This is a genomic window from Pseudomonas sp. Tun-23181 (genome assembly GCF_057415455.1).
Genome location: NZ_CM171630.1, coordinates 1,545,908 through 1,570,118, shown reverse-complemented (window position 1 = coordinate 1,570,118; position 24,211 = coordinate 1,545,908). Strand labels below are relative to the sequence as shown.

Below are 24,211 nucleotides of genomic sequence, written 5' to 3'. Positions count from 1 at the left end.
AACTGTGCTCGTGACGCTTTGAAAACAGCTTCCAACGGACATTGGTGCCTTGAAAAGGCGGTGTGATTCTACGGCAAAAAAAGGCAGAAGGTAAGGCGGCTCGCATGACTTTAACGAGTGACCCTGGTTAGACAAAGGGCTAACATGGGGCCGTGTTCCACCGCCAAGCCGTTGTTTTTCCATGTCCAACCAGTCCATCAAGACCCCTTGCGTCGGCCTTTGCTCCACGGTGTATGGAGACTCGGTGTGCCGCGGCTGCAAGCGTTTCCACCACGAAGTGATCCACTGGAACAGCTATGACGACGAGCAGAAGCGCGCCGTCTGGCAGCGCCTGGAGCAACTGCTGGTGCAGGTGATGATGGCCAAGCTGGAAGTGTTCGACAAAGACCGCCTGCGCCAGCAACTGGAGCAGCGTTCGATCCGTTTCCTGGCGCATCAGTCGGAATATTGCTGGGCCTACCAGCTGATCGCCCGTGGCGCCCGGATGATCCGTGACCTGGACGCCTACGGCATGGCCTTGCTGCCGGAATTTCGCGATTGGGAGCTGCCGCAACTGCGCGATGCGATCGACCGGGAGTTCTTCCTGTTGTCGGAGGCGCATTACCAGCGCTACATCGCACCGTCCTTCCTCAAGGGCGCATTGGGGTAGGACGCTTGGCGCAGGCTGGCAGGGGAACGGATGGCCGAACGGCCTGTCCCTGGCCGGCACGTCGATCGTCGTGCGCCGCGCTGGCTCAATCCCCGCTGTATTCGCACCCGCTGGTGCAGGTCTCGTGGATGCGCACCTTGGACAGCTCCGGCAGCAGCGGCTTGACCTGGTCCCAGATCCACTTGGCGATCACTTCGCTGGTGGGGTTCTCAAGGCCGGGGATGTCGTTGAGGTAGTTGTGGTCCAACTGCTCGTAGATCGGCTTGAAGATCGCCTTGATCTCGGCGAAGTCGCGGATCCAGCCGGTGTGCGGGTCGAGCGGGCCGGTCAGGTGCAGGGCGACCTTGAACGAGTGACCGTGCAGGCGACCGCACTTGTGCCCGGCGGGGACGTTGGGCAGGCGGTGGGCCGATTCGAATGTGAACTCTTTGAAAATTTCCACTGGTGGACCTGTAATGCTGGCGGGGTAAGGGCTTGAGCGGAAACTGATGTTTCAATGTACTGCTCAATGTACTGATTGGTCGTCGCTGGGGCCGAAAGATGTCATCCACTGGGTGATGTCCGACTGGCGCCAGGCAACCGAGTTGGGTCCTATCTTAACCTGTTTTGGGAAGGTGCCTTCCCTTATTCGCGTGTGGACCGTGTTGCGACCCATTCCTGTTACGCGCAACACCTCATCGAGGCGCAGCAGTCGGTCAATACCTTCTGTGTTTGTGCTCTTTTCGAGGCGATTGACCTTCCGTGAAAGCAACTAAAATTAGTTGCATGAAAGGGGTCGAAATGTCCAGGCAAGAAAAGCTGCTGAACAAGCAAGCTGGGTTCACTTGGTCGGAACTGGTCACGCTGCTGCGCGGGCTTGGATACCGCCAGATCGAGGGCGATGGCAGCCGGGTGAAGTTCGATAACGGTAGCCCGCAGGCGATGATCAACCTGCACAAGCCGCACCCCGGCAATGAGCTGAAGGCCTACGTTAAACGCCAGGTGATAGAGCACTTGAAAGCAGGAGGATTGATCTGATGAGCACCATGTTGCAGCACCGGGGCTACTACGGCTCGATTGAGGCCAGCCCTGAAGACGATTGCCTGTTCGGCAAGCTCCAGTTCATTCGCGCCCTCGTCAGTTATGAGGGCGAGACGGTTGCCGAGCTGACCAAGGCGTTTCGCGATGCAGTGGACGACTACCTGGATACCTGTGTGTCGCTCGGACAGGAGCCGGAGACTCCGTGCAAGGGGTCGTTCAATGTGAGGGTCGGGCATGACCTGCACCTGGCGGCCAGTGTGGCAGCTAGCCGGCAAAACATTTCTTTGAATGACCTCACCCGCAAAGCGCTTAGCGAGTACCTGGGGCATCACGCATAGCCAGCAATAAAAAGCCCGCACTGCTATGCGGGCTAACGTAGGGGAGCGGATGAGCCTTCACTGTGCAGGGCAGGGCGTGAAAAAAGCGTGAAGTCTACCGGCATGCCCGTCACAAGGCTTGCAACCGTTCGTGCAGCCGCCCGCTGGCGATCAGCTCGAGCAGTTCGTCGCCCAGCCGCTGGCTTTCGGCGATAGCCTTGTACCAGTAGCGCTTGCGCGCCTGCGCATCGCCCATGAAACGCTTGAAGTCGTTGCGGTCTGGCAGTTTGCCGTAGGGCAGGGCGGCCAGGTACTGCGGCGAGGGCGTGACCAGCAGCACGTTCTGCAGGCGCGTGGCATCGCCCCGGCGCCAGGGCAGGGCCTTGTCGAACCAGCCGGGCACCACCTTGTCGGTGAAGTGCGGATAGAGCACCAGGTCGTCGCCGCGATAGGGCAGGTCCAGGTGGTAGTCCAGCAGGCCGCCGTCGCGGTAGGTGCCCACGCCTGCGCCCGGGATGTCGCGCACGCCTTGCATGACCATGGGGATCGACCCCGAGGCGAGCAAGGCGTGGCGCAGGTTGGCCAGATCCAGGGGCAGGCAGCGCGAAGGGAAGTCGGTCAGTTCGTCCAGCGGCGGTGCCGCGCGGCCATCGTGCAGGATCACCCGCTCGAAGTGCCGGGCCAGCCGTGGCCGGCCCAGCAGGTTGCTGGCGATCACCGACGACAGGCCCATGCCCAGGCGCCCCCGATGATCGTCGGCGAGCAGGCCGTGGCTTTTGACCACCATGATGTTCAGGCGGTAATGCGCGTTGCCCAGGATCTGCCCGTCGCGGCCTTGCAGCAGGTCGTCGAGCATGCGCTGGCAGCTCTGGCTGACCTCGGCCGGGGTCACGCCCTTGGCGAAGTCCTGCTCGGTGTACAGCTCGCCCAGGTGGCGCAGGCCCGCGACCGGGTCGTCCAGGCAGGCGCTGGCGAAGCGCCAGGCGCCGATCGACGCGCCGATCAGGGCGCGTTGGCGTGGTGCCGAGGGCAGCCATTCGCCGAACAGAGCCAGGTCCAGGCCCTGGATGCCCAGCGGCTTGGGGCCACCGGCCGCGCCTGGCAGCACACCCACGTCGATGGCCCGCAGGCCGCGTTCGCGGATCTGCCGCAGGGCACGATGGCCGGCCTTGAAGGTCAGGGCAGGGTATTTGACGTGGATGGCGCTCATGGTGGATCTCGCGGGCAACAAGCGGGTCATTATAGGGTGTTCGGGGGCGCGAAGCGGCCCCCAGGCTGCGCTATCATGACGCCGCCTGCCTTCAGGTTGAATTAAGGACCCCCGGTTAGTCTTAACCCCGTAGACAACTTGTACATCTCGATGGAGAGAACCCATGAAGACTTTGACTGCCCTGTTCGCCGCCGCCGCCCTTGCCCTGGGTGCCAACGCCGCTTTCGCCAAGGATGTCCAGCCCGATGAAGTGGTCAAGCTGGTCAACGCCAAGACCATCAAGTCCCTGGACGAGCTGAAGGCCGCCGCCGTGGCCAAGCACCCGGGCGCCACCGTCACCGATTCGGAGCTGGAAAACGAATACGGCCGCTACATCTACAAGGTCGAGCTGCGCGACACCCAGAACGTCGAATGGGACGTGGACCTGGACGCCAAGACCGGTGAAGTGCTCAAGGACGAACGGGACAACTGATGATTGACCTCCCGCGAACGGCGCGCTACCTGGCACTTGCGCTGATGGCCGCCTGTTCGCTGGCGGGTGCCCGTGATCTCGACCAGGACGAAGCCCTCGAACTGCGCCAGAAGGGCATCATCCTGCCGTTGGAACAACTGCTCGAATCGGCCCTGGGGCGCTACCCCGGGGCCCGCCTGCTGGAGGCGGAGCTGGAAGAAAAGCACGGCCGCTACGAGTACGAGGTCGAGCTGCTGACCCCGGCCGGCGTGGTCCGCGAGATCAAGCTCGACGCCCGCAACGGCGCGCTGCTCAAAGACGAGGAAGACGACTGAATGCGCCTGCTGCTTGTCGAGGACAACGTTCCCCTGGCCGACGAACTGATCGCCGGCCTGCAACGCCAGGGCTATGCCGTGGACTGGCTGGCCGATGGCCGCGATGCGGTATACCAGGGCCAGAGCGAACCGTACGACCTGATCATCCTTGACCTGGGCCTGCCGGGCTTGCCGGGGTTGGAGGTGCTGAGCCAGTGGCGGGCGGGTGGTCTCGGCGTGCCGGTGTTGATCCTCACCGCCCGCGGCTCCTGGGCCGAGCGCATCGAAGGGTTGAAGGCCGGTGCCGACGACTACTTGAGCAAACCCTTCCATCCCGAAGAGCTGCAACTGCGCATCCAGGCGCTGTTGCGCCGCGCCCGCGGGCTGGCCAACCAGCCGACGCTGGAGGCTGCCGGCCTGCACCTGGACGAAAGCCGCCAGTGCGTGACCCGCGAAGGCGTCGACATCCAGCTGACCGCTGCCGAGTTCCGCCTGCTGCGCTATTTCATGCTGCATCCACGGCAGGTGCTGTCCAAGAGCCACCTGGCCGAGCACCTCTACGATGGCGAGACCGAGCGCGACTCCAATGTCCTCGAAGTGCATGTCAACCACCTGCGGCGCAAGCTCGGGCGCAGTGTGATCGAGACCCGGCGCGGCCAGGGTTACGTCTATGCCGGGAGCGCCGGGTGAAGTCGATCCAGGCGCGCCTGAGCCTTGGCCTGGTCGCGGTGCTGGTGGTGGTCGGGCTGGCCCTGGCCCAACTGAGCCTGTGGCTGTTCGAAGTCGGCCTGCAACGCTACCTGGAGGCCGGCCTGCGCAAGGAAAGCGAGAACCTGCTGGTGGCGCTGGTGCGTGGTCCTTCCGGCTTGCAGCTGGACGAGCGGCGCATCTCCGCCGCGTACCAGCGGCCGTTCTCCGGCTACTACTTCCGTATCGATTTCGACCAGGGCACCTGGCGTTCGCGTTCGCTGTGGGACCTGGACATGCCCAGGCCGGCAGCGCCAGGCCTGGAGGACAGCCATGAGCTGGGACCGGAGGGCCAGCAACTGCTGGCGTTTCGCGCCGACTACCGACGGCTGGGCCAGGACATTTCCATCAGCGTCGCCCAGGACTATTCGCCGGTGCGCGACGGTTTCCGGCGCATGCAGCAGATTGGCCTGGGCCTGGGCCTGGTGGCGCTGGTGCTGGTGCTGGTGCTGCAGCGCATCACCGTGACCCGTTCGCTGCGCCCGCTGGAACGGGCACGCCAGCAGATCGCCCAGTTGCAGCAGGGGCAGCGCTCGCAGCTGGATGCCGAGGTGCCCAGCGAACTGCAGCCATTGGTGGACCAGATCAACCACCTGCTGGCCCATACCGAGGACAGCCTGCGCCGTTCGCGCAATGCCCTGGGCAACCTCGGCCATGCGTTGAAGACGCCGTTGGCCGTGCTGCTCAGCCTGGCCGCCAGCGAACGCCTCAGGGACCTGCCCGAGGTCCGGGCGCAGATGCGCGAGCAACTGGAGCAGATCCAGCAGCGCCTGGCCCGTGAGCTCAATCGCGCGCGCCTGGCCGGCGATGCGCTGCCCGGCGCCCAGTTCGATTGCGATGCCGAGCTGCCGGGGTTGCTCGCGACGCTGGGCATGATCCATGGCGAAGGCCTGCTGCTCGAGCGCGACGTACCGCCGGGATTGCTCCTGCCCTGGGATCGTGAAGACTTGTTGGAGCTGCTCGGCAACCTGCTGGACAACGCCTGCAAGTGGGCCGACAGCGAAGTGCGCCTGGGCATCGCACCGACCACCGAAGGTTTCCAACTGTGGGTCGATGACGACGGCCCTGGCATCCCCGAGGCGCAGCGCCTGCAGGTGCTCGAGCGCGGTTCGCGGCTGGACGAGCAGGTCGACGGGCATGGCCTGGGGCTGGGCATCGTGCGGGATATCGTCGAAGCCTGGGGCGGCCGGCTATCGCTGCTGCAAAGCCCCCTCGGCGGGTTGCGGGTGAGCATCGACCTGCCGCGCAGGGGCCGCTGAGGCCCAGAGGCAAGCTTCAAGCCGCAAGCTTGCAGCCCCCCCCACTTCAATAAAATTGCAGTACAGACGCATTTTTTTGAATTGGCCCAGGTCCCCCGCCGCCCGGCACAATCCCTCGCGAAACTTTCCAGTTTTCATCTCCATGGACGGAGCCCATTACGCTATTGCATCCGCAATACAGGGCCCAGGCCGGTTCCGCTGGGCTTTCTTTTTAATCAGAAAAACTACGATCAAATCACTTCGATGTCTGCCTCGCGTCCCGAAAGTCGTCTGCAGCGCCTGCTTCCGGCGCCCCTGAACATCCCTCCCAGAGAATGGCTGCGCGCCGGCACCGGTGCGCTGCTGGGCCTGTTTCTCGCCGGTTGGCTATGCAGCATGGCCTATGGCCCGTCCATCGCCCTGCACCTGCTCGGCCCCCTGGCGGCCTCGGCGGTGCTGGTGTTCGCCGTGCACTCCGGGCCGCTGGCCCAGCCCTGGCCGGTGCTGGGCAGCTACGCTATCGCCTGCGCGGTGGGCCTGGCCATGCGCCAGGGCTTCGGCGCCGAACTGTGGGTGGCCGGCGCCGCGCTGGGGCTGTCGATCCTGGTGATGTGCCTGCTGCGCTGCCTGCACCCGCCGGGCGGCGGGGTGGCGGTGAGCGCGGTGCTGGCGGATTCGGGGCTGGTGGCCCTGGGCGACCACCTGCTCGAACCGGTCTTGCTCAATGCACTGATCCTGGTCACGGTGGCGGTGCTCTACAACCGCCTTACCGGCGTGCGCTACCCCAAGGGCGCCTTGCCGCGCAAGGACCTGCACCACACCCACGACCCCTTGCCGAGCGAGCGGGTCGGGGTGAGCAGCGAAGACCTCGACCTGGCCCTGGAAGAGCTGGGCGAGTTCGTCGACGTGACCCGCGACGAACTCGAACGCATCATCCTGGCCACCGAGCAGCATGCCTTGCAGCGTAGCCTGGGCGGCATCACCGCCGCCTCGGTGATGTCCCGCGACGTGCAGTTCGCCTCGCCTGCGACGACCCTCGAGCAAGCCTGGGCAATGCTCTCCAGCCACCACCTCAAGACCCTGCCGGTGCTGGAAGGTGGCCGCCTGGTGGGTATCGTCAGCCTCAGCGACCTGGTCGGCCCGGCCATGGCCCGTGCGCGCTTCAGTTGGCGCGGCCTGTTCCGCCGCCAGGTGGTGCGCATGGAGCAGGTGATGAGCCGCCGGGTGATCAGCGTCAGCAGCCGGCATCCGCTGGATCGCCTGCTGCCGCTGCTCAGCGAGCAGGGCCTGCACTGCCTGCCGGTGCTCGACGGTGACACCTTGGTCGGCGTGATCACCCAGACCGACCTGATCGCCGGCCTCAAGCGGCACCTGCTCAATGCCGCCGCACAGCGCTCAGATAACCGGGTCCCAGCGCTGTGACCAATCGCTGTCGCCGGCTGCCACCAGCCGGCGCAGTACGCTGAAGGCCTGCTGCAGTGCCTCGCTGTCACGCTTGCGGGCGTAGACCAGGAAGGTCGGGTAGGTGAACTCCGGGGCCTGCGGCACCCGCTCGAATATGCCCCGCTCCAGGTAGGCCTGGACCACCCGCGTGCGGAAATAGCCGCTGCCGCCCTGGTCGAGGATGAACTGCAAGGCCAACGGCCCGAGGTTGAAACTCAGCGCCGGGCGTGCGCAGTCGGGCAGGGCGGCATCGTGCTGGCGGCGGAACGCCTCGCCCCAGTCGATGTAGATGTACGGCTCGGGTCGGTCGACCCGGCGCACGCGGATCAGCTTTTCTTCCATCAACTGCTCCACCTGCAGCCCCGGGCCGTAGGTCGGCTGGTACACCAGCGCGGCGTCGAGCAGGCCCATCTCCACCTTGCGCAGCAGCGACTCGCCATCGCTCACTTCGCTGCGGATGGCATGGCTGGGCAGTTCGTGGTGCAGCGCGCTGACCCAGTCGAGCATCATCGGGTTGCCCAGGCTCACCTCGCCACCCACGTGCAACACCTGCTGGCAGCCTTGGGGCAGTGGCAGGTCGCGGCGTGCGGCTTCCCAGGTCTGCACCAGTTGGTTGGCGTAGGTGACGAACGCCTCGCCGTCGCTGGTCAGGCTGGCACCGTTGCGGCTGCGCACGAACAACTGGCAGCCGAGCTGTTGCTCCAGGCGCTGGACCCGTGCGGTGATGGCCGTCTGTGACACGAACAGGCGTTCGGCGGCGGCGACCAGGCTGCCGCAACGCACGATTTCCAGAAAGGTACGGGCCTGATCGATATCCATTGAAGCGGCTCTGTGGCTGACGGGGAGCCCTATTCTAGGCCTTTGCACCGTAATGGGGCGACTGCCTCGTGCAATCTTGCATATCGGTTGCGACTTAAGTCCGATGGCGAGCGTAGGGTGCCGGTCCATACTCAGGGTTCGCCCTTCAATAACAACAAGTACCGGGTTGCAAATCGACATGAGCTACCAGCACAGCTACGCCCGTTCCATCGCCGACCCCGCCGCCTTCTGGGCCGAGCAGGCCGACCGCCTGGCCTGGCACCGCAAACCCTCGCTGACCCTGCAGGACAACCCCGACGGCACCCATCGCTGGTTCGCCGATGGCCGCCTGAACAGTTGCTACCTGGCCCTTGACCACCAGATCGAGCAGGGCCGGGGCGAGCAGCTCGCACTGATCTACGACTCGCCCGTGACCGGCGTGCAGCAAACCTTCACCTACCAGCAACTGCACGACGAGGTGGCACGCCTGGCCGGCCTGCTGCGCCAGTTGGGCGTGGGCAAGGGCGACGGGGTGATCATCTACATGCCCATGGTGCCCCAGGCGGCCATGGCCATGCTCGCCTGCGCACGGATCGGCGCGGTGCATTCGGTGGTGTTCGGAGGCTTCGCCGCCAACGAACTGGCCCTGCGTATCGACGATGCCCGGCCGAGCCTGCTGCTGACGGCCTCCTGCGGCCTGGAGTTCGACCGGGTGATCGAGTACAAGCCGCTGGTCGACCGCGCCTTGCAACTGGCTCGCCATCAGCCGCGCCATGTGCTGGTGCTGCAGCGGCCCCAGGCGCGTGCCACGCTGCAACCGGGCCGTGACCTGGACTGGTACGAGGCGCTGGCCAGCGCCGAGCCGGTGGCACCGGTGGAGCTGGAGGCCGGTGACCCGCTGTACATCATGTACACCTCCGGGACCACCGGAAAGCCCAAGGGCATCGTGCGCGAGAACGGCGGCAACGCGGTCGCCCTGTGCTATGCCATGCGGCATATCTACGGCATGCAGGCCGGGGACGTGTGGTGGGGGATCTCCGACGTGGGCTGGGTGGTCGGCCATTCGCTGATCGTCTATGGCCCCTTGATGTGCGGTTGCACCACGGTGTTCTACGAAGGCAAGCCGATCCGCACCCCGGATGCCTCGGCCTACTGGCGGGTGGTGGAGCAGTACAAGGTCAATGGCCTGTTCTGCGCGCCCACCGCCATGCGTGCGATCCGCAAGGAAGACCCGGACGGCGAACTGATCCGCCGCCATGATCTGGCCTCGCTGCGCCAGTTGTTCCTGGCCGGGGAGAAGCTCGACTCCAGCACCCACGAATGGCTGGAGCGGGTCAGCGGCAAGCCGGTGCACGACCACTGGTGGCAGACCGAGACCGGTTGGCCGGTCACCGCGCCCTGCGTGGGCCTGCAAGGCAGCGCGGCGCGACCGGGCTCGAGCAACCGTGCGGTGCCGGGTTACCACGTCCAGGTGCTGGACGATGACGGCCGGCCCCTGGGGCCGAACCAGCAGGGCGCCATCGTCATCGCCCTGCCATTGCCGCCCGGTTGCAGCCAGACCCTCTGGGGTGACCACGAGCGTTACTTGCAGGCCTACCTGCGCACGTACCCGGGTTACTACCACACGGGCGATGGCGGCTACCTGGACGACGAAGGTTTCGTCTACATCATGGGGCGCACCGACGACGTGATAAACGTCTCCGGCCATCGCCTGTCCACGGGCGAGATGGAAGACCTGGTGGCACGGCATCCGGCAGTGGCCGAGTGCGCGGTGATCGGTGTGCACGACGAGATCAAGGGGCAGGTGCCGCTGGCGCTGGTGGTGCTCAAGGACGGCGAGGGCATCGCCGAGCAGCAGTTGCAGGCAGAACTGGTGGCCAGCGTGCGTGAGCAGATCGGTGCCCTGGCGTGTTTCAGTCGGGTGCGCCTGGTCAAGCGGCTGCCCAAGACCCGTTCCGGGAAGATCCTGCGGGCGGTGCTGCGCAAGATCGCCGACGGGCAGGACTACGTGCCGCCCTCGACCCTGGATGATCCGGCGGTGCTGGGGGAAATCGAGGGAGTACTGGCGGACCTGCCCAGGGCTGGCTGATCGGTCAGGGCTTTCAACATTCGGGGGCTGCAAAGCAGCCCCAGCATTCACCCCGGCCCAACCTGATGCAACTGCCCCAGCCGGCTGCGTGTGCGCATCAGGTCGGCGATCGCCCCGCCCAGGCTGTGCGCCAAGGCCCGTCGCCCGATCACGGTCACTGCCTTGTCCTGGTCGTAGAGCACATCCACCAGGTTGACGAACCGCTGCTGCGCCGCCAGCGAACACGCGGCCAGGTCGTCCAGCCCCTCGATGATCCAGCGGTCATAACGGTTGGCGAGCTCCAGGTAGTCGATCACCGCCGTGGGTCGTTCGCACAGGTCGTCGAAGGTGAACATCACCTGCCGTCCCTCGCTGTACAACGCACGCAGGCTGCGCTTGTTCACCTCCAGCATGACCGGCTGCGCGGCCGGCACCGCCAGTGCCTGGCGCTGTTCGGTATCGCCCGGCCAGAGGTAATGCCCACGGGTGAAGCGCTGGTACGCGCGGTTGGTCGGCAGGCTGCGAAAGTCCGTGTCGCCCGCCACCTCCAGCACCTGCATGCGCTGGTTGATCAGGCGGATCACCGGCAGGAACCGCTCATGGTACAGCGGGTTGGGCAGCAACCCCTCGGGCGCGTAGTTGGATGTCACCAGCAGGAACACCCCGCGGTCGAACAGGGCATTGAACAGCCGGGTGAGCAACATGGCATCGCCGATGTCATGCACGTGGAATTCGTCGAAGCACAGCACCCGGCAGTCCTCCAGCAGCTCGGTGAGGGTCGTGCCCAGGGCGTCGTCCAGCGCCCGGTGGCGGTGCATGCCCTGGTGCAGGCGGGCGAAGAAGTCATGGAAATGCAGGCGGCGCTTGGCCTGCACGGGCACGGCCTGGAAGAACCCATCGAGCAGCCAGCTCTTGCCGCGCCCGACCGAACCATGCAGGTAGAGGCTGCGGGCCTGGCCATGTTCCAGCACCGCCAACTGCCGGGCCATGCACTGGATCACCTGGCGCTGCCCGTCGCTGAGCGTGTAGCCGCGGCTGACGGCCTTGTCCTGGAACAACGCCAGCAGTGCGTTGCCGGCGGGCGATGCCTTGTCGAGGCGCCGGCGCAGGTGACGTAGTGGTGTGGGAATCCAGGCGGGCAAGACGAAGGCTCCTCGGGGCGGATGGCAGGGTAGGGGGCAGCTTGCGCGAGCCGGGGCATTTTGATCAATCGAGAATGTGCCGGGCAATCATCGTGAAAGGCGATCGGTCCCTTCGCCCTGGCTACACTGGAAGGCTGGAACATTCCACCCGCATCGGGAGGCCTGTATGAGCGATCCCTACCCCCTGGCCCGCTTCGTCGAAGCCCAGGACCCGGTGATCGACCGGGTGCTGCAGGAACTGCAGGCCGGTCGCAAGGCCAGCCACTGGATGTGGTTCGTCTTCCCCCAACTCGATGGCCTCGGCCGCAGCGCCATGGCCGAGCGCTACGCCCTCTCAGGTGTCGACGAGGCCCGTGCCTACCTGCGCCATCCCGTGCTGGGGCCGCGCCTGGAGGCCTGCGTCAATGCGCTGATGCAGCACTGCGACAAGAGCGCCCGGCAGATCCTCGGCAGCCCCGATGATCTCAAGCTGCGCTCGTGCCTGACCCTGTTCGCCCAGGTCGACCCAAGTAACCCGCTGTTCCAGTTGGCCCTGGTGCAGTTCTACCAGGGCGAGCCCGACGCGCTCACGCTCGGGCTGCTCGGCCAGTGACGGCGGTCAGGCCTTGCGTTCGAGCTGGCGCTCGATCATGTACTTCACCGCCAGGCGTCGTTCCTTGAGACGATGCAGGTCATCGTCGGTGACATTGCCCGCCGAGATCGACTCGGCCGCCAGAACCTGGTTGTCGATGTCCACGTATTCGTCCAGCAGGCGGTCCAGCTCCTTGTCCTGCTGGCGGCGCTGCTGGACGATCTCGCGAGGGTAGTGCAGGTCTTGGTAGAGGTCATGGGAAACTGGCATGGGGCCCTCCTTGTGATGCGCAGGCATTGCTTACCTGATTGGAATGGGCGATCGGGCTGGTGTTGAAGCGAGGCGGGGAAAAAACGACGGGCGGTCATGCCGTTGTCTTAGGAACGGGGGGCTTCTGGCGCAGGTAACCTTACATACCTGCAGCACGGACACTAAGTTTCTGTTTTCAGGCAATTTTTTTCACGCTGGGGGTTCCCAGCCGAAAAGAATGTTGCTAAAGTGCCGCGCATTCCAGCACAGCGCCCCCGCGGCGTTGTCAGCGAACAGTCTGAACGACGGTGCCCAGGCACTGCTCGCATCCGATACAGGGGCGTCGCCAAGCGGTAAGGCAGCAGGTTTTGATCCTGCCATGCGTTGGTTCGAATCCAGCCGCCCCTGCCATTTTTTCTTTTCTATTTATCTTCCCAGGCCGCGATCGAAGGCCAGCATCCACGTCATCGCTTGCCGTTCAGGGCTCACGAATCCTGTGTGCCGCAAGAGTCCTTGTGGACGCTTCAGTATAGGGCTGGCGCCATGCCTATTGGGGCTGCAAGGCAGCCCCAATGCCCCTCAGCGCAGGTCCCCGACCATCTTCGCCAAGGTTTCCAATACCGCCCCAGCCAACGCCTTCGAGCGCTCCCCCGACCAGCCGGTCATGGCGTTGGGCGCATCGTCATGGTCCTTGAACGGCATCTCCAGGGTCAGCGACAGGCAGTCGTACGCCTGCCCCACGGCATTGCAGGCCAGGGTCATGTTGGCCTGGCCCGGTTCGTCGCGGGGGTAGCCATGGGTGGTCTGGAAGTCTGGCGTGACGCTGCACAGCATCGTGCGAAACTGCTGCTCCAGTTGCGCCAGGCGCGGCGTATAGCCCGGGTTGCCTTCGCAGGCCGCCGTGAACACATGGGGGATTTCCTCATCCCCATGCACGTCGATGAACGCATCCACCCCATACTGCTTCATCTGTGCCTGGGCGAAGAACACCTCCGGGCTCGAGTCGACACTGGCGTCCTGCCAGGCGCGGTTGAGGTCCTTGCCCTTGAAGTTGGTGCGCAGGTGGCCGAGGAAGGCGCCGTCGGGGTTCATGTTGGGGATCAGGTACAGGTCGGCCTTGGCCAGCAGTTGCCGGACGGACGCCTCGTTGGCCTGCAGGCAATCGATCACGCCTTCCATGAACCACTCGGCCATGTGCTCGCCCGGGTGCTGCTGGGCGATCAGCCACAGCTTGCGTTTGCCCGCCGCACCGTCGCCGGCGCGCAGCAGGGGAATGTCGCGGCCCTGCACGCTGCGCCCACTGGCCAGCAGTTCGACGCCGGGGATCTGCCGGGCGCGCTCGATCAACTGGTTGTGGCGGGCGCGAGGGTAGGGCTCGAAGTAGGCGAACCAGATCTGCTCCTGCTCGGCCTTCACTTCGAAGGCCAGCGCCTTGCCATCGAACTGGCTGGGTACGCGGAACCAGGTCTGCTGGTCGTAGGAGGCTACGGCGTTGTAGCCGCTCCAGGCGTTCTTGTAGGAAGACTCGGAAGCGTTGTCCAGGCTGAAGCGATGGACCTGCCCCCGCGTGAGGCCGCTGACCTTGAAGTGGAACCACTGGAAGTGGCCGCTGTGGGTGTCGGGGCGGATGGCCAGGTGGACCTGGGCCGGGTTGCTGGCATCCAGCACCTGGATGTTGCCGGAATCGAAATCGCAGTCGATGTGCAGCGGGGACAGCGTCACGGTCATTGCCTGGCTCCTGTGGCTTTTGTTGTGGGGGTACTGTACACCGCTGGGTGGGTCGCTGCGTTGCGAATGACGCCTCTGGTTATGCTGTTGGATTTCTGGGGCGCGAAGCGGCCCCAATCGAGTTGACTGTCAGCGCTGGAGGTGAGGGCTCAGGCCAAGTACCCGAACATCAGGAGGGCCGCAATCCCCAACCCGATCGCAATCGAGCAGCCGCCCAACGAAAGCGCCGCACGCCCTTGCTGGTACCAGCCGTCATGCCCCAACTGCCGTGCTGGGGCCAGCAGGCTGCGCCAGCGCAGCTCGGTCTCGTGGAAGGCTTCCCGGTGTGCGGGGTCGGCATCCAGCCAGCGGCGGAAGTCGATGCGTTCGCTGGCAGTGACCTGCGGGTTTTGCAGGCGCACATACCAATGCCCGGCCACGCAGGCCAGGGCATCGCCAGGCGCATGGGTGGTTTGCAGCGCCTGGTTCATGTGGCGTTCGATGGCCAGCAGGGGCAGGTCGAGGCGTTCGGCGATAGCGGCGAAATCCAACTGGTCGAGGCGGTTGAGCAGGAACACCTGCTGCACTCGACGCGGCAGGCGCTTCAGGCCGTGGAGCAGGGCATCCTCGGAAGACGCCTGGTCGGCATCGGTGGCATGACCGAGGGGCAGCAGCAGACGGGTCATGGACGGCTCCTTGCGCGAAAGGGGTGGGGGAGGGGGCATCTTCCCTGATGCGCAAACAGCTTAATCTTAACGAGATTGATTCTCAAGTGCTGATTGTGCAAAACGTTGTAACACCCGTTCACGAAATGACACACCTTTGCTATCATCGCGGCCATTCAAACGGTACCCGGTCTTCATTAGCCTGAAGAGCCCCAAAAAAAATGACCCGGCAAAAAGCCGGGTCAAAAACCGTGATTAGCCTGATGAGGAGATAATCTGAGAGCGACCTAAGCTCCAGGTTATCCAGCGGATCTCGCGATCAGCTGAGTGCAATAATAATCGTTATCATTTGCCAGTCAAATGAATTTTCAGTAATCCGGTAAAAAAGTTTTTCCGGTGCACCCCCGTCCCCGGCAATTGGGGCCTTTGCCGTTCGTCGGCCTCACGTGTTGTCTACTCTCCCCCCACCTGTACCGATTGCTTGTGCTCCAGCAGCGCCCTGGCCATGTTCATCATGTGCATCAGCGCGAACAGGATCTCCCGCGTCATACCCTGGGGCTGGTGGGTGGCCGTCTCGTGGGCGGTGGCGGCGGCGCAGCGCAGCAAGGCGACGGCATGGTCGTGGGCCTGCTCGGAGGAAACACCGTCGTGCAGGGTCCAGATGCGGTTGTCCAGGCTGGGGCGGGACGGTGGTGGATTGAGGTAGTAGTCGAGGGCGCGGCGGGCCGCTTCGCTGTCGAGATCTGTTTCGTCTTTTTTCGGTGGTTTCATCCTGATACCTGCGAAGGCCAATGGAAAAAGGTCCAGGCTGAAGTTAATACTTTTAGTATTCGATGTCTCGATGATAAATAATACTGAATGTTTATTGAGCGCCCGAAGGCAGTCCGTATCGTGCCAGCGATGAATATGGATAAATGGATTGCCCTCGTCCGTGACCGGATCGAGGAGCTCGATATCTCCCAGGAGCAGCTCGCCGAGCGCGTTGGGGTTTCCCAGGGCAGCGTGGGCCACTGGCTACGCAAACGGCGCCAGCCGAGGGTCGATTCGATGAACCGGGTGTTCGTCGAGCTCGGCATGCCCCATTACCAGGTCCGCCTGCAGTTGCGGGTACTGGGGCAGGTTGGCGAAGACAGCGCCCTTTACGAGGTGGATGACGACGACGATGTCGACCTGATGAAATACATCGTGTGCTTTCGTTATCCGGTACTGGGCTGGGATGAGCTGGATGCGCCGATGCCCGAGCAAGGCACTGTCTTCGAGCAGACCGATTATTTCGCCCAGGGCAAGGCGTTCTGGCTGACGGTCGAGAACGACGCCATGAGTGCCGCCAGCGGCCGCAGCGTGCCCCAGGGCATGCGCATCCTGGTGGACCCGGGGGTGGCGGCGGAGCCGGGGCGCCTGGTGATCGCTCGCCAGCCTGGCAAGCCGGCGATCTTCCGGGAGCTGGCCGAGGAGGGTGGGCAGCAATACCTCAAGGCGTTGAACAGCAGCTATCCGGCGTTGGTGTGTGAGGAGGGCTGCGAGTTCCTGGGGGTTGTCGTGCGGGTGCACGGGGTGCTCTAGGGCTTCGGCGAGCTGCCATCGCTCAGTCGAGCGGCATCGGGGCTGCTTTGCAGCCCCGAAATGGCAGTTGAACGGTCAGCTCATTCCACCAGCTCGACCAGCACCGCTCCCTCGTTGACCATATCCCCTTCCTGGCAGAACAGCGCCTTCACCGTCCCGCCATGGGGCGCACGAATGCTGTGTTCCATCTTCATCGCCTCCAGCACCACCAGCGCGGTGCCGGCCTCCACGGCCTGGCCCGGCGCGACCAGCACGCGCACGATACTGCCGTTCATGGGCGCGCCCAGGCCGCCCTGATGGCTGTGGCTGGCCTCGGCCTCGGCGATCGGGTCGAAGGCGGCGACGGCATGCATTTCCCCCTCCCATTGCAGGAACAGGGTGTCGCCACGGCGAATCGCCAGGTGGCGCTGGCGCACGCCGTCCAGGTCATGGCACAACTGCTCGCCTTCCAGGCGCAGGGTCGATGCCGCCGTGCGCTCCAGGGCCACGGCTTGCGCATGGCCGCCGCTCATCAGGTGCAGGCTGCTGCGCGCCGGCAGGCCCAGGCGCAAGCCCGCGCGGCTGGCCCAGGGCGAAGCCGGGTCATCATCGCGCCGGGGCGTGGGGCTGCCCTGCAGCCAGGCTTCGGCGGCAGCCTGCCAGAACGCCGCCGGTAGCGCCTGGGCAGGCGGCAGCAGCTCGGCCTGGTGGCGCGGGATGAAGCCGGTGTCCAGCTCGGCCGCGGCGAAGGCCGGGTGGACCAGGATACGGCGCAGGAAACCGATGTTGGTCTTCACCCCGCCGATGGCGAATTCATCGAGCATGGCCAAAAGGCGCAGGCGCGCCTGCTCACGGTCCTCGCCCCAGGCGATCAGCTTGCCCAGCATCGGGTCGTAGAACGGCGAGACGCTGTCGCCCTCGCTGACCCCGCTGTCTACCCGTCGTCCCTCGCCAGGCGTCGACTCGCGATACAGCGCCAGGGTGCCGGTGGCCGGCAGGAACTCGTTGGCCGGGTCTTCGGCGTACAGCCGCACCTCGATGGCATGGCCGACCAGCGGTACCTGCGCCTGGCTGATCGGCAAGGGATCGCCGCAGGCGACGCGGATCTGCCAGGCCACCAGGTCCAGCCCGGTGATGGCCTCGGTGACCGGGTGCTCCACCTGCAGGCGGGTGTTCATCTCCATGAAGAAGAACTCGCCACGGGCATCGAGCAAGAACTCCACGGTGCCCGCGCCGACATAACCGATGGCCTGGGCCGCGCGCACCGCCGCCTCGCCCATGGCCTTGCGCAGCTCGGCGGTCAGGCCTGGGGCAGGGGCCTCCTCGACCACCTTCTGGTGGCGGCGCTGGATCGAGCAGTCGCGCTCGTTGAGGTACAGGCAGTTGCCGTGCTGGTCGGCGAACACCTGGATCTCCACATGGCGCGGCTTGAGCACGTACTTCTCCACCAGCATGCGCGCATCGCCGAACGACGACTGCGCTTCACGCTGTGCCGAGGCCAGGGCGTCGGCCAGCTGGCTTTCCTCCTCGACCACCTTCATGCCCTTGCCGCCGCCACCGGCGCTGGCCTTGAGCAGCACTGGGTAGCCGATGCGTTCGGCGGCGGCGCGGAAGGTCTCCAGGTCCTGGGCCTGGCCGTGGTAGCCGGGCACCAGCGGCACGCCGGCGCTTTCCATCAGGGCCTTGGCCGCCGACTTGCTGCCCATGGCGTCGATGGCGCTGGCCGGGGGGCCGAGGAAGATCAGCCCGGCCTGTTCGACGGCACGGGCGAAGCCGGCGTTCTCCGAGAGGAAGCCGTAGCCGGGGTGGATGGCCTGGGCACCGCTGGCCTTGGCCGCGGCCAGCAGCTTGTCGATGTCCAGGTAGCTCTCGGCCGCCTTGGTGCCGCCCAGGTCGACACGGATGTCGGCCTCGCGGCTGTGCCGGGCGTCGCGGTCGGTGGCACTGTGCACCGCGACCGTGGTCAGGCCCATGGCCTTGGCGGTGCGCATGACCCGGCAGGCGATCTCGCCGCGGTTGGCGACCAGCAGGGTGGTCAGCGTGGGATGGCTCATGGGCGTGGGTCCTTATCCAGGGTTTGCCAGGCGGGGCGGCGTTTTTCCAGGAAGGCGCGCAGGCCCTCCTGGCCTTCGGCGCTGACGCGGATGCGGGCGATGCTGTTCTCGCAGTAGCGGCGCAGAGCGGGGCTCAGTTCACCGTCATCCACTTCGCGCAGCAGGTCCTTGGTGGCGCGCAGGGCCTGGGGGCTGTTCTGCAGCAGGTTGTCCACCCAGGCCTCGACCTGGGCGTCCAGGTCGCTGGCCGGGTACACCTCGGCCAGCAGGCCCAGCTCACGGGCGCGCACGCCGCTGAAGCGCTCGGCGGTCAGGGCGTAGCGGCGGGCGGCGCGCTCGCCGATGGCCTTGACCACGAACGGGCTGATCACCGCCGGGGCCAGGCCGATGCGTACCTCCGACAGGCACAGTTGCGCATCCTCGGCGCCGATGGCCATGTCGCAGCAACTGATCAGGCCCAGGGCACCGCCGAAGGCCGCACCCTGCACCACGGCCAGGGTCGGTACCTTCAGGCGATGCAGGCTGTACATCAGCTCGCCCAGTTCATGGGCGTCGTCCAGGTTGGTGTTGAAGTCCAGCTGCGCCGACTGCTGCATCCACGCCAGGTCGGCGCCGGCACTGAAGTGCCGGCCACGACCGCGCAGCAGGACGAAGCGCAGGCTGGCGTCCTCGGCGAGCCGGTCGATGGCCACGATCAGCTCGCGGATCATCTGCGCATTGAAGGCGTTGTTCTTGTCTTCCCGGCTCAGCCACAGGGTGGCGAAGCCACGGGGATCGCGGATCAACTCGAGGGTTGTGAAATCGCTCATGGGTCACATCCGGAAAATGCCGAAGCGGCTCTGTTCGATCGGGGCGTTCAGCGCGGCGGACAGCGCCAGGCCGAGCACGTCGCGGGTCTGCGCCGGGTCGATGACGCCGTCGTCCCACAGCCTTGCGCTGGAATAGTAGGGGTGGCCCTGGCGCTCGTACTGGTCGAGGATCGGCTGCTTGAGCCTGGCCTCGTCCTCGGCGCTGAAGGCCTGGCCTGCGCGCTCGCTCTGCTCGCGCTTGACCTGGGCCAGCACGCCCGCCGCCTGTTCGGCGCCCATCACGCCGATCCGCGCGTTGGGCCACATCCACAAAAAGCGCGGGTCGTAGGCGCGGCCGCACATGCCGTAGTTGCCGGCACCGAAGCTGCCGCCGATGATCACCGTGAACTTCGGCACCTGGGCGCAGGCCACTGCGGTCACCAGCTTGGCGCCGTGCTTGGCGATGCCGCCTTCCTCGTACTTCTTGCCGACCATGAAGCCGGTGATGTTCTGCAGGAACAGCAGCGGGATGCCGCGCTGGCAGGCCAGTTCGATGAAGTGCGCGCCTTTTTGCGCCGCCTCGGCGAAGAGGATGCCATTGTTGGCCAGGATCGCCACCGGATAGCCGTGCAGGTGGGCGAAGCCGCACACCAGGGTGGTGCCGAACAGCGCCTTGAACTCGTCGAACACCGAGCCATCGACCAGGCGTGCGATCACCTCGCGCACGTCGAACGGTTGCTTGGCGTCGGCCGGCACCACGCCGTACAGCTCCTGAGCGTCGTAGAGCGGGGCGACCGGCGCCTGGCACTGCAGCTTGCCGAGCTTGTGCCAGTTGAGGTTGGCCACGCAGCGCCGGGCCAGGGCCAGGGCGTGCTCGTCGTTGTCGGCATAGTGGTCGGCCACGCCGCTGGTGCGGCAGTGCACATCGGCGCCGCCGAGGTCCTCGGCGCTGACCACTTCACCGGTGGCGGCCTTCACCAAAGGCGGCCCGGCGAGGAAGATGGTCGCCTGCTGGCGCACCATGATCGCTTCGTCGGCCATGGCCGGCACATAGGCGCCACCGGCGGTGCACGAGCCCATGACCACGGCGATCTGCGGGATACCCAGGGCGCTCATGTTGGCCTGGTTGAAGAAGATCCGCCCGAAGTGTTCGCGGTCGGGGAAGACTTCGTCCTGGCGCGGCAGGTTGGCACCACCGGAGTCCACCAGGTAGAGGCAGGGCAAGCGGTTCTGCAGGGCGATGGCCTGTGCGCGCAGGTGTTTCTTCACCGTCAGCGGGTAGTAGGAGCCGCCTTTCACCGTGGCGTCGTTGGCCACGATCATGCATTCGACCCCCTCGACCCGGCCGATGCCGGCGATCACCCCGGCGGCGGGCACGTCCTCGCCGTATACCTCATGGGCGGCGAGCTGGCCGATCTCGAGGAACGGCGAGCCCGGGTCGAGCAGGCGGTCGATACGCTCGCGCGGCAGCAGCTTGCCACGCGAGGTGTGCCGCTCCTGGGCCTTGGGCCCGCCGCCCTGGCTGACCTGGGCGAGCAGGGTGCGCAGCGCTTGCACCTGGGCCGCCATGGCGGCCGCGTTCTGCACGAATTCCGGCGATCTTGGGTTTAACTGTGACTTCAGAATCATCATTGCTCCCGGCGCAGCTCGCTTTCAGCTCCAAGCATCAAGCTGCAAGCTGATCTGTGTTGTAGTGACGAACGCGTATCTCCAGCACGCCACGAACTGCTCTTTCTTGCAGCTTGAAGCTTGCAGCTCGGCATGCCCCCCGTCAGCGCGTTTCGTTGAAAAGCTCGCGGCCGATGAGCATCCGGCGGATCTCACTGGTGCCAGCGCCGATTTCGTACAGCTTGGCGTCGCGCAGCAGGCGGCCAGCCGGGAACTCATTGATGTAGCCGTTGCCGCCGAGGATCTGGATCGCCTCCAAGGCCATCTGGGTGGCGCGCTCGGCGGTGTAGAGGATCACCCCGGCGGCGTCCTTGCGGGTGGTCTCGCCACGGTCGCAGGCCTGGGCCACGGCATACAGGTAGGCGCGGCTGGCGTTGAGCTGGGTGTACATGTCGGCGATCTTGCCCTGGATCAGCTGGAACTCGCCGATGCTCTGGCCGAACTGCTTGCGGTCGTGGATGTAGGGCACTACCAGGTCCATGCACGCCTGCATGATCCCGGTCGGGCCGCCGGAGAGCACCACGCGCTCGTAGTCCAGGCCGCTCATCAGCACGCGCACGCCGCCGTTGAGCTGGCCGAGGATGTTTTCCTCGGGCACCTCGACGCCGTCGAAGAACAGCTCGCAGGTGTTGGAGCCACGCATGCCCAGCTTGTCGAACTTGTTGCTGCGCGAGAAGCCTTTCCAGTCACGCTCGACGATGAACGCGGTGATGCCGTGCGGGCCCTTGTCCAGGTCGGTCTTGGCATAGATCACGTAGGTGTTGGCGTCCGGGCCGTTGGTGATCCAGGTCTTGCTGCCGTTGAGCACGTAGTGGTCGCCGCGTTTCTCGGCGCGCAGCTTCATCGACACCACGTCGGAGCCGGCGTTGGGCTCGCTCATGGCCAGGGCGCCGATGTGCTCGCCGCTGATCAGCTTGGGCAGGTACTTCTGCTTCTGTTCGTGGCTGCCGTTGCGGTTGATCTGGTTGACGCACAGGTTGGAGTGGGCGCCGTAGGACAGGGCCACCGAGGCCGAGCCGCGGCTGATCTCCTCCATCGACACCACATGGGCCAGGTAACCCAGGCCGGCACCGCCGTATTCTTCAGGCACGGTGATACCCAGCAGGCCCATGTCGCCGAACTTGCGCCACATGTCGGCGGGGAACAGGTTGTCCTGGTCGATCTGCGCGGCGCGCGGGGCCAGTTCGGCGGCGACGAAGGTGCGCACCTGGTCGCGGAGCATGTCGATGGTTTCGCCCAGGGCGAAGTTCAGGGTGGGGTAATGCATGCGGGGGCACCTTCTTGTTCTTGAAATGGGTAACACCGTAGCTCATGGCTGTTTCACGGCGAGCCTGTGCGAGGCCATGGCAGGGTGTCGTTTTTCACCTTTACGTTAACGTAAACCTGGCGTTAGGTGCTGTCAATCGACTCATGACCTTTACGTTAACGTAAATCTGCGCCAGAGTAGCCATCGCTTGCTTCAGTCATGCCCAGAACAACCACAAGAAGGGATATCCATGAGTCAACCAAGCTACACCCGTGGCCGCCAGGACCGGCCCCTGCTGACCCAGACCATCGGCCAGGCCTTCGACGCCACTGTGGCCCGCTGCCAGGACCGCGAGGCCCTGGTGGCCCGGCACCAGGGGCTGCGCTACAGCTGGCGGCAATTGGCCGCGCAAGTCGATCGCCACGCCAGGGCGCTCATGGCCCTGGGCGTGCAGGTCGGCGACCGGGTCGGCATCTGGTCGCCCAACTGCGCCCAGTGGTGCATCCTGCAACTGGCCAGCGCCAAGGTCGGCGCGATCCTGGTCAACATCAACCCGGCCTACCGGGTGGGCGAGTTGGAATACGTGTTGCGCCAGTCAGGCTGCAGTTGGCTGGTTTGCGCCGATGTCTTCAAGACCTCCGACTACCACGCCATGCTCCTGGAGCTGGTGCCCGAACTGGCCGCCCCGTCGCCGGGCCGCCTCGCCAGCGAGCGCCTGCCGGACCTGCAGGGCGTCATCAGCCTGGCGGCCAACCCACCGGCCGGCTTCCTGCCCTGGGCGCGCCTGGCCGAGCGGGCCGGGCAAATCGACCTGCAGGCCTATGCCGCGCGCCAGCGCAGCCTGCAGTTCGACCAGCCGGTGAACATCCAGTACACCTCCGGCACCACGGGCGCGCCCAAGGGGGTGACGCTCAGCCACTACAACATCCTCAACAATGGCTACATGGTCGGCCAGAGCCTGGGCCTGGGCGACACCGACCGCATGGTGATCCCGGTGCCGCTGTACCACTGCTTCGGCATGGTCATGGCCAACCTAGGCTGCGTCACCCATGGTTGCACCATGATCTACCCCAACGACGCCTTCGACCCGGCCTTGACCCTGCGCGCGGTGGCCGAGGAGCGCGCCAGCATCCTCTACGGCGTGCCGACCATGTTCATCGCCATGCTCGACCACCCGGGCCGGGCCGAGCTGGACCTGTCCAGCCTGCGCAGCGGCATCATGGCCGGCGCCACCTGCCCGATCGAGGTGATGCGCCGGGTCATCGACCAGTTGCACATGGCCCAGGTGCAGATCGCCTATGGCATGACCGAGACCAGCCCGGTATCGCTACAGACCGGCCCGGACGATGAGCTGGAGTTGCGCGTGACCACCGTCGGGCGTACCCAGCCGCAGTTGGAGACCAAGCTGGTGGACGAGCACGGCAACATCGTCGCCCGTGGCGAGATCGGCGAGCTGTGCACCCGCGGCTACAGCGTGATGCTCGGCTACTGGAACAACCCCCAGGCCACCGAGGAAGCCATCGACCCGGCCGGCTGGATGCATTCGGGCGACCTGGCGGTGATGGACGAGCAGGGCTACGTGCGCATCGTCGGGCGCAACAAGGACATGATCATCAGGGGCGGCGAGAACATCTACCCGCGCGAGCTGGAGGAGTTCTTCTACACCCATCCGGCGGTGGCCGACGCCCAGGTGATCGGCATTCCCTGCAGCCGCTATGGCGAGGAGATCGTCGCCTGGATCAAGCTGCACCCCGGGCACAGCACCAGCGCCGAGGCGCTGCAAGCGTGGTGCAAGGCACGCATCGCCCATTTCAAGGTGCCGCGGCACTACCGCTTCGTCGAGGCGTTCCCGATGACCGTGACCGGGAAGGTGCAGAAGTTCCGGATGCGCGAGATCAGCATCGCCGAGATCGCACTGTAGTTTTTGCCGTTCAACTGTATTTGGGGCCGCTTCGCGGCCCCAGATGCCCCACAGGATCCAAGTCGATCCCCCCATCATGCAGCGCCCAGGCCCCTGCGGGAGCGGGCTTGCCCGCGAATGGCCCCAGGCGGCACCCCCAAAGCCACGGCCAGCCACCCTGGGCCGGTCATGATCCTTGTCTATCCTTTGCCTTTGACCGGCGGCTCCTCGCTCGGCGGGTCCCCCACCGGAGGCGGCACGGTCGGCTCGATCGGCGGATCGTCCGGCTCTTGCTCCGGCACCGGTGGCGGCAGGGTGGGGTCGTCGACGTTGGGATCGGGCGCCTCTGGCGCAATGGGTATGCTCATGGCCTGGCCTCGCAGGATGAATGAAGTGCTGTCGCAGGCTTTGACCGGGCCCTGTG

The 24,211-nt window shown here is 65.6% G+C and carries 26 protein-coding genes and 1 tRNA gene; 13 read left to right on the top strand and 14 right to left on the bottom strand.

The features are described 5' to 3' along the window. The first annotated feature begins 181 nt into the window (after positions 1–181). Positions 182–649: a DUF1289 domain-containing protein gene (locus ACDI39_RS07690; protein WP_253081429.1), complete on the top strand. Its 468-nt coding sequence runs from the start codon at positions 182–184 to the stop codon at positions 647–649. Positions 650–734: 85 nt separating this feature from the next. Here ACDI39_RS07690 and queD read toward each other — a convergent pair whose 3' ends face one another. Then, a complete protein-coding gene (gene queD, locus ACDI39_RS07685; protein WP_225790184.1) occupies positions 735–1,091 on the bottom strand; it encodes a 6-carboxytetrahydropterin synthase QueD in 357 nt (118 codons plus the stop codon). Between the two features lie 63 nt (positions 1,092–1,154). Further along, positions 1,155–1,304: an AlpA family phage regulatory protein gene (locus ACDI39_RS07680; RefSeq protein ID WP_253081431.1), complete on the bottom strand. Its 150-nt coding sequence runs from the start codon at positions 1,302–1,304 to the stop codon at positions 1,155–1,157. 125 nt (positions 1,305–1,429) lie between these two features. Here ACDI39_RS07680 and ACDI39_RS07675 point away from each other — a divergent pair, with 125 nt between their 5' ends. Next, the gene (locus ACDI39_RS07675; RefSeq protein ID WP_225790186.1) at positions 1,430–1,666 is read left to right on the top strand and encodes a type II toxin-antitoxin system HicA family toxin; all 237 of its coding nucleotides are present in this window, start codon (positions 1,430–1,432) and stop codon (positions 1,664–1,666) included. Continuing rightward, positions 1,666–2,007, top strand: coding sequence for a type II toxin-antitoxin system HicB family antitoxin (locus ACDI39_RS07670; protein ID WP_225790187.1), 342 nt, complete (start codon positions 1,666–1,668; stop codon positions 2,005–2,007). The genes ACDI39_RS07675 and ACDI39_RS07670 overlap by 1 nt, the downstream gene beginning before the upstream one ends. 109 nt (positions 2,008–2,116) lie before the next feature. Here ACDI39_RS07670 and ACDI39_RS07665 read toward each other — a convergent pair whose 3' ends face one another. Further along, positions 2,117–3,196, bottom strand: a complete 1,080-nt coding sequence (locus ACDI39_RS07665; protein ID WP_253081427.1) for a patatin-like phospholipase domain-containing protein — start codon at positions 3,194–3,196, stop codon at positions 2,117–2,119. 163 nt (positions 3,197–3,359) lie between these two features. Between ACDI39_RS07665 and ACDI39_RS07660 the strand changes: the two genes are divergently transcribed. The 5 genes from ACDI39_RS07660 (at position 3,360) to ACDI39_RS07640 (ending at position 7,368) form a co-directional block, all read left to right on the top strand. Further along, positions 3,360–3,668, top strand: coding sequence for a PepSY domain-containing protein (locus tag ACDI39_RS07660; protein ID WP_225790189.1), 309 nt, complete (start codon positions 3,360–3,362; stop codon positions 3,666–3,668). After that, positions 3,668–3,982 (top strand): PepSY domain-containing protein, encoded by a 315-nt coding sequence (locus ACDI39_RS07655; protein ID WP_225790190.1) that lies wholly within the window; start codon positions 3,668–3,670, stop codon positions 3,980–3,982. Before ACDI39_RS07660 ends, ACDI39_RS07655 begins: the two co-directional genes overlap by 1 nt. Then, positions 3,983–4,651 carry a response regulator transcription factor gene (locus ACDI39_RS07650; protein ID WP_225790191.1) on the top strand — a complete coding sequence of 223 codons (669 nt, stop codon included), beginning with the start codon at positions 3,983–3,985 and terminating at the stop codon, positions 4,649–4,651. Further along, positions 4,648–5,967, top strand: a complete 1,320-nt coding sequence (locus ACDI39_RS07645; RefSeq protein ID WP_225790192.1) for a sensor histidine kinase — start codon at positions 4,648–4,650, stop codon at positions 5,965–5,967. The genes ACDI39_RS07650 and ACDI39_RS07645 overlap by 4 nt, the downstream gene beginning before the upstream one ends. A 243-nt stretch (positions 5,968–6,210) precedes the next feature. Beyond that, positions 6,211–7,368, top strand: coding sequence for an HPP family protein (locus ACDI39_RS07640; RefSeq protein WP_225790193.1), 1,158 nt, complete (start codon positions 6,211–6,213; stop codon positions 7,366–7,368). On the opposite strand, the gene ACDI39_RS07635 is transcribed toward ACDI39_RS07640, so the two are convergent. Next, positions 7,342–8,208, bottom strand: a complete 867-nt coding sequence (locus ACDI39_RS07635; RefSeq protein WP_225790194.1) for a LysR family transcriptional regulator — start codon at positions 8,206–8,208, stop codon at positions 7,342–7,344. The two genes, ACDI39_RS07640 and ACDI39_RS07635, sit on opposite strands and share 27 nt — an antisense overlap. 178 nt (positions 8,209–8,386) lie before the next feature. Here ACDI39_RS07635 and ACDI39_RS07630 point away from each other — a divergent pair, with 178 nt between their 5' ends. Next, a complete protein-coding gene (locus tag ACDI39_RS07630; RefSeq protein ID WP_253091355.1) occupies positions 8,387–10,276 on the top strand; it encodes a propionyl-CoA synthetase in 1,890 nt (629 codons plus the stop codon). 47 nt (positions 10,277–10,323) lie between these two features. Here ACDI39_RS07630 and zapE read toward each other — a convergent pair whose 3' ends face one another. After that, on the bottom strand, positions 10,324–11,397 hold the full coding sequence (zapE, locus tag ACDI39_RS07625; RefSeq protein WP_368815972.1) for a cell division protein ZapE: 1,074 nt from the start codon (positions 11,395–11,397) through the stop codon (positions 10,324–10,326). Between the two features lie 166 nt (positions 11,398–11,563). On the opposite strand from zapE, the gene ACDI39_RS07620 reads away from it, so the two are divergent. Next, a complete protein-coding gene (locus tag ACDI39_RS07620; protein WP_486538220.1) occupies positions 11,564–11,989 on the top strand; it encodes a DUF1810 domain-containing protein in 426 nt (141 codons plus the stop codon). A 6-nt stretch (positions 11,990–11,995) separates the two neighbouring features. On the opposite strand, the gene ACDI39_RS07615 is transcribed toward ACDI39_RS07620, so the two are convergent. Beyond that, positions 11,996–12,238 carry a DUF465 domain-containing protein gene (locus ACDI39_RS07615; protein WP_225790198.1) on the bottom strand — a complete coding sequence of 81 codons (243 nt, stop codon included), beginning with the start codon at positions 12,236–12,238 and terminating at the stop codon, positions 11,996–11,998. Positions 12,239–12,553: 315 nt separating this feature from the next. Between ACDI39_RS07615 and ACDI39_RS07610 the strand changes: the two genes are divergently transcribed. Beyond that, positions 12,554–12,628: transfer RNA gene (locus ACDI39_RS07610), tRNA-Gln, on the top strand. 168 nt (positions 12,629–12,796) lie between these two features. Here the strand turns inward: ACDI39_RS07610 and ACDI39_RS07605 are convergent. From ACDI39_RS07605 to ACDI39_RS07595, 3 genes are all read right to left on the bottom strand, one after another. Next, positions 12,797–13,945 carry a M14 family metallopeptidase gene (locus ACDI39_RS07605; protein ID WP_225790199.1) on the bottom strand — a complete coding sequence of 383 codons (1,149 nt, stop codon included), beginning with the start codon at positions 13,943–13,945 and terminating at the stop codon, positions 12,797–12,799. A 149-nt stretch (positions 13,946–14,094) separates the two neighbouring features. Beyond that, complete coding sequence (locus tag ACDI39_RS07600) at positions 14,095–14,610, bottom strand: DUF4880 domain-containing protein (protein WP_368815971.1); 516 nt, start codon at positions 14,608–14,610, stop codon at positions 14,095–14,097. A gap of 432 nt (positions 14,611–15,042) precedes the next feature. Continuing rightward, on the bottom strand, positions 15,043–15,360 hold the full coding sequence (locus ACDI39_RS07595; RefSeq protein ID WP_225790201.1) for a DUF6124 family protein: 318 nt from the start codon (positions 15,358–15,360) through the stop codon (positions 15,043–15,045). 87 nt (positions 15,361–15,447) lie between these two features. Between ACDI39_RS07595 and ACDI39_RS07590 the strand changes: the two genes are divergently transcribed. Further along, the gene (locus ACDI39_RS07590) at positions 15,448–16,152 is read left to right on the top strand and encodes a LexA family transcriptional regulator (protein ID WP_225790202.1); all 705 of its coding nucleotides are present in this window, start codon (positions 15,448–15,450) and stop codon (positions 16,150–16,152) included. An 80-nt stretch (positions 16,153–16,232) separates the two neighbouring features. On the opposite strand, the gene ACDI39_RS07585 is transcribed toward ACDI39_RS07590, so the two are convergent. The 4 genes from ACDI39_RS07585 to ACDI39_RS07570 form a co-directional block, all read right to left on the bottom strand. Beyond that, positions 16,233–18,185, bottom strand: coding sequence for an acetyl/propionyl/methylcrotonyl-CoA carboxylase subunit alpha (locus tag ACDI39_RS07585; protein WP_486538216.1), 1,953 nt, complete (start codon positions 18,183–18,185; stop codon positions 16,233–16,235). After that, entirely contained in the window at positions 18,182–18,994 is an 813-nt protein-coding gene (locus tag ACDI39_RS07580; protein WP_253091361.1) for a gamma-carboxygeranoyl-CoA hydratase, read from the bottom strand. Before ACDI39_RS07580 ends, ACDI39_RS07585 begins: the two co-directional genes overlap by 4 nt. Positions 18,995–18,997: 3 nt before the next feature. After that, positions 18,998–20,605: a carboxyl transferase domain-containing protein gene (locus ACDI39_RS07575; protein WP_225790205.1), complete on the bottom strand. Its 1,608-nt coding sequence runs from the start codon at positions 20,603–20,605 to the stop codon at positions 18,998–19,000. A 139-nt stretch (positions 20,606–20,744) separates the two neighbouring features. Then, the gene (locus ACDI39_RS07570) at positions 20,745–21,908 is read right to left on the bottom strand and encodes an isovaleryl-CoA dehydrogenase (protein ID WP_253081422.1); all 1,164 of its coding nucleotides are present in this window, start codon (positions 21,906–21,908) and stop codon (positions 20,745–20,747) included. 229 nt (positions 21,909–22,137) lie between these two features. Between ACDI39_RS07570 and ACDI39_RS07565 the strand changes: the two genes are divergently transcribed. Further along, complete coding sequence (locus tag ACDI39_RS07565) at positions 22,138–23,808, top strand: AMP-binding protein (protein WP_225790207.1); 1,671 nt, start codon at positions 22,138–22,140, stop codon at positions 23,806–23,808. 179 nt (positions 23,809–23,987) lie between these two features. On the opposite strand, the gene ACDI39_RS07560 is transcribed toward ACDI39_RS07565, so the two are convergent. Further along, positions 23,988–24,155 (bottom strand): hypothetical protein, encoded by a 168-nt coding sequence (locus tag ACDI39_RS07560; RefSeq protein WP_225790208.1) that lies wholly within the window; start codon positions 24,153–24,155, stop codon positions 23,988–23,990. Positions 24,156–24,211 lie beyond the last annotated feature (56 nt).

Coding starts and splice junctions, on each gene's coding strand:
- ACDI39_RS07590 (WP_225790202.1), top strand. CDS start 15,448: ATGTTTATTGAGCGCCCGAAGGCAGTCCGTATCGTGCCAGCGATGAAT.
- ACDI39_RS07560 (WP_225790208.1), bottom strand. CDS start 24,155: ATGAGCATACCCATTGCGCCAGAGGCGCCCGATCCCAACGTCGACGAC.
- ACDI39_RS07575 (WP_225790205.1), bottom strand. CDS start 20,605: ATGATGATTCTGAAGTCACAGTTAAACCCAAGATCGCCGGAATTCGTG.
- ACDI39_RS07660 (WP_225790189.1), top strand. CDS start 3,360: ATGAAGACTTTGACTGCCCTGTTCGCCGCCGCCGCCCTTGCCCTGGGT.
- ACDI39_RS07620 (WP_486538220.1), top strand. CDS start 11,564: ATGAGCGATCCCTACCCCCTGGCCCGCTTCGTCGAAGCCCAGGACCCG.
- ACDI39_RS07640 (WP_225790193.1), top strand. CDS start 6,211: ATGTCTGCCTCGCGTCCCGAAAGTCGTCTGCAGCGCCTGCTTCCGGCG.
- ACDI39_RS07630 (WP_253091355.1), top strand. CDS start 8,387: ATGAGCTACCAGCACAGCTACGCCCGTTCCATCGCCGACCCCGCCGCC.
- ACDI39_RS07690 (WP_253081429.1), top strand. CDS start 182: ATGTCCAACCAGTCCATCAAGACCCCTTGCGTCGGCCTTTGCTCCACG.
- ACDI39_RS07570 (WP_253081422.1), bottom strand. CDS start 21,908: ATGCATTACCCCACCCTGAACTTCGCCCTGGGCGAAACCATCGACATG.
- ACDI39_RS07565 (WP_225790207.1), top strand. CDS start 22,138: ATGAGTCAACCAAGCTACACCCGTGGCCGCCAGGACCGGCCCCTGCTG.
- ACDI39_RS07615 (WP_225790198.1), bottom strand. CDS start 12,238: ATGCCAGTTTCCCATGACCTCTACCAAGACCTGCACTACCCTCGCGAG.
- ACDI39_RS07635 (WP_225790194.1), bottom strand. CDS start 8,208: ATGGATATCGATCAGGCCCGTACCTTTCTGGAAATCGTGCGTTGCGGC.
- ACDI39_RS07580 (WP_253091361.1), bottom strand. CDS start 18,994: ATGAGCGATTTCACAACCCTCGAGTTGATCCGCGATCCCCGTGGCTTC.
- ACDI39_RS07675 (WP_225790186.1), top strand. CDS start 1,430: ATGTCCAGGCAAGAAAAGCTGCTGAACAAGCAAGCTGGGTTCACTTGG.
- ACDI39_RS07595 (WP_225790201.1), bottom strand. CDS start 15,360: ATGAAACCACCGAAAAAAGACGAAACAGATCTCGACAGCGAAGCGGCC.
- ACDI39_RS07600 (WP_368815971.1), bottom strand. CDS start 14,610: ATGACCCGTCTGCTGCTGCCCCTCGGTCATGCCACCGATGCCGACCAG.
- ACDI39_RS07680 (WP_253081431.1), bottom strand. CDS start 1,304: ATGGGTCGCAACACGGTCCACACGCGAATAAGGGAAGGCACCTTCCCA.
- ACDI39_RS07650 (WP_225790191.1), top strand. CDS start 3,983: ATGCGCCTGCTGCTTGTCGAGGACAACGTTCCCCTGGCCGACGAACTG.
- ACDI39_RS07655 (WP_225790190.1), top strand. CDS start 3,668: ATGATTGACCTCCCGCGAACGGCGCGCTACCTGGCACTTGCGCTGATG.
- ACDI39_RS07670 (WP_225790187.1), top strand. CDS start 1,666: ATGAGCACCATGTTGCAGCACCGGGGCTACTACGGCTCGATTGAGGCC.
- ACDI39_RS07585 (WP_486538216.1), bottom strand. CDS start 18,185: ATGAGCCATCCCACGCTGACCACCCTGCTGGTCGCCAACCGCGGCGAG.
- ACDI39_RS07665 (WP_253081427.1), bottom strand. CDS start 3,196: ATGAGCGCCATCCACGTCAAATACCCTGCCCTGACCTTCAAGGCCGGC.
- ACDI39_RS07605 (WP_225790199.1), bottom strand. CDS start 13,945: ATGACCGTGACGCTGTCCCCGCTGCACATCGACTGCGATTTCGATTCC.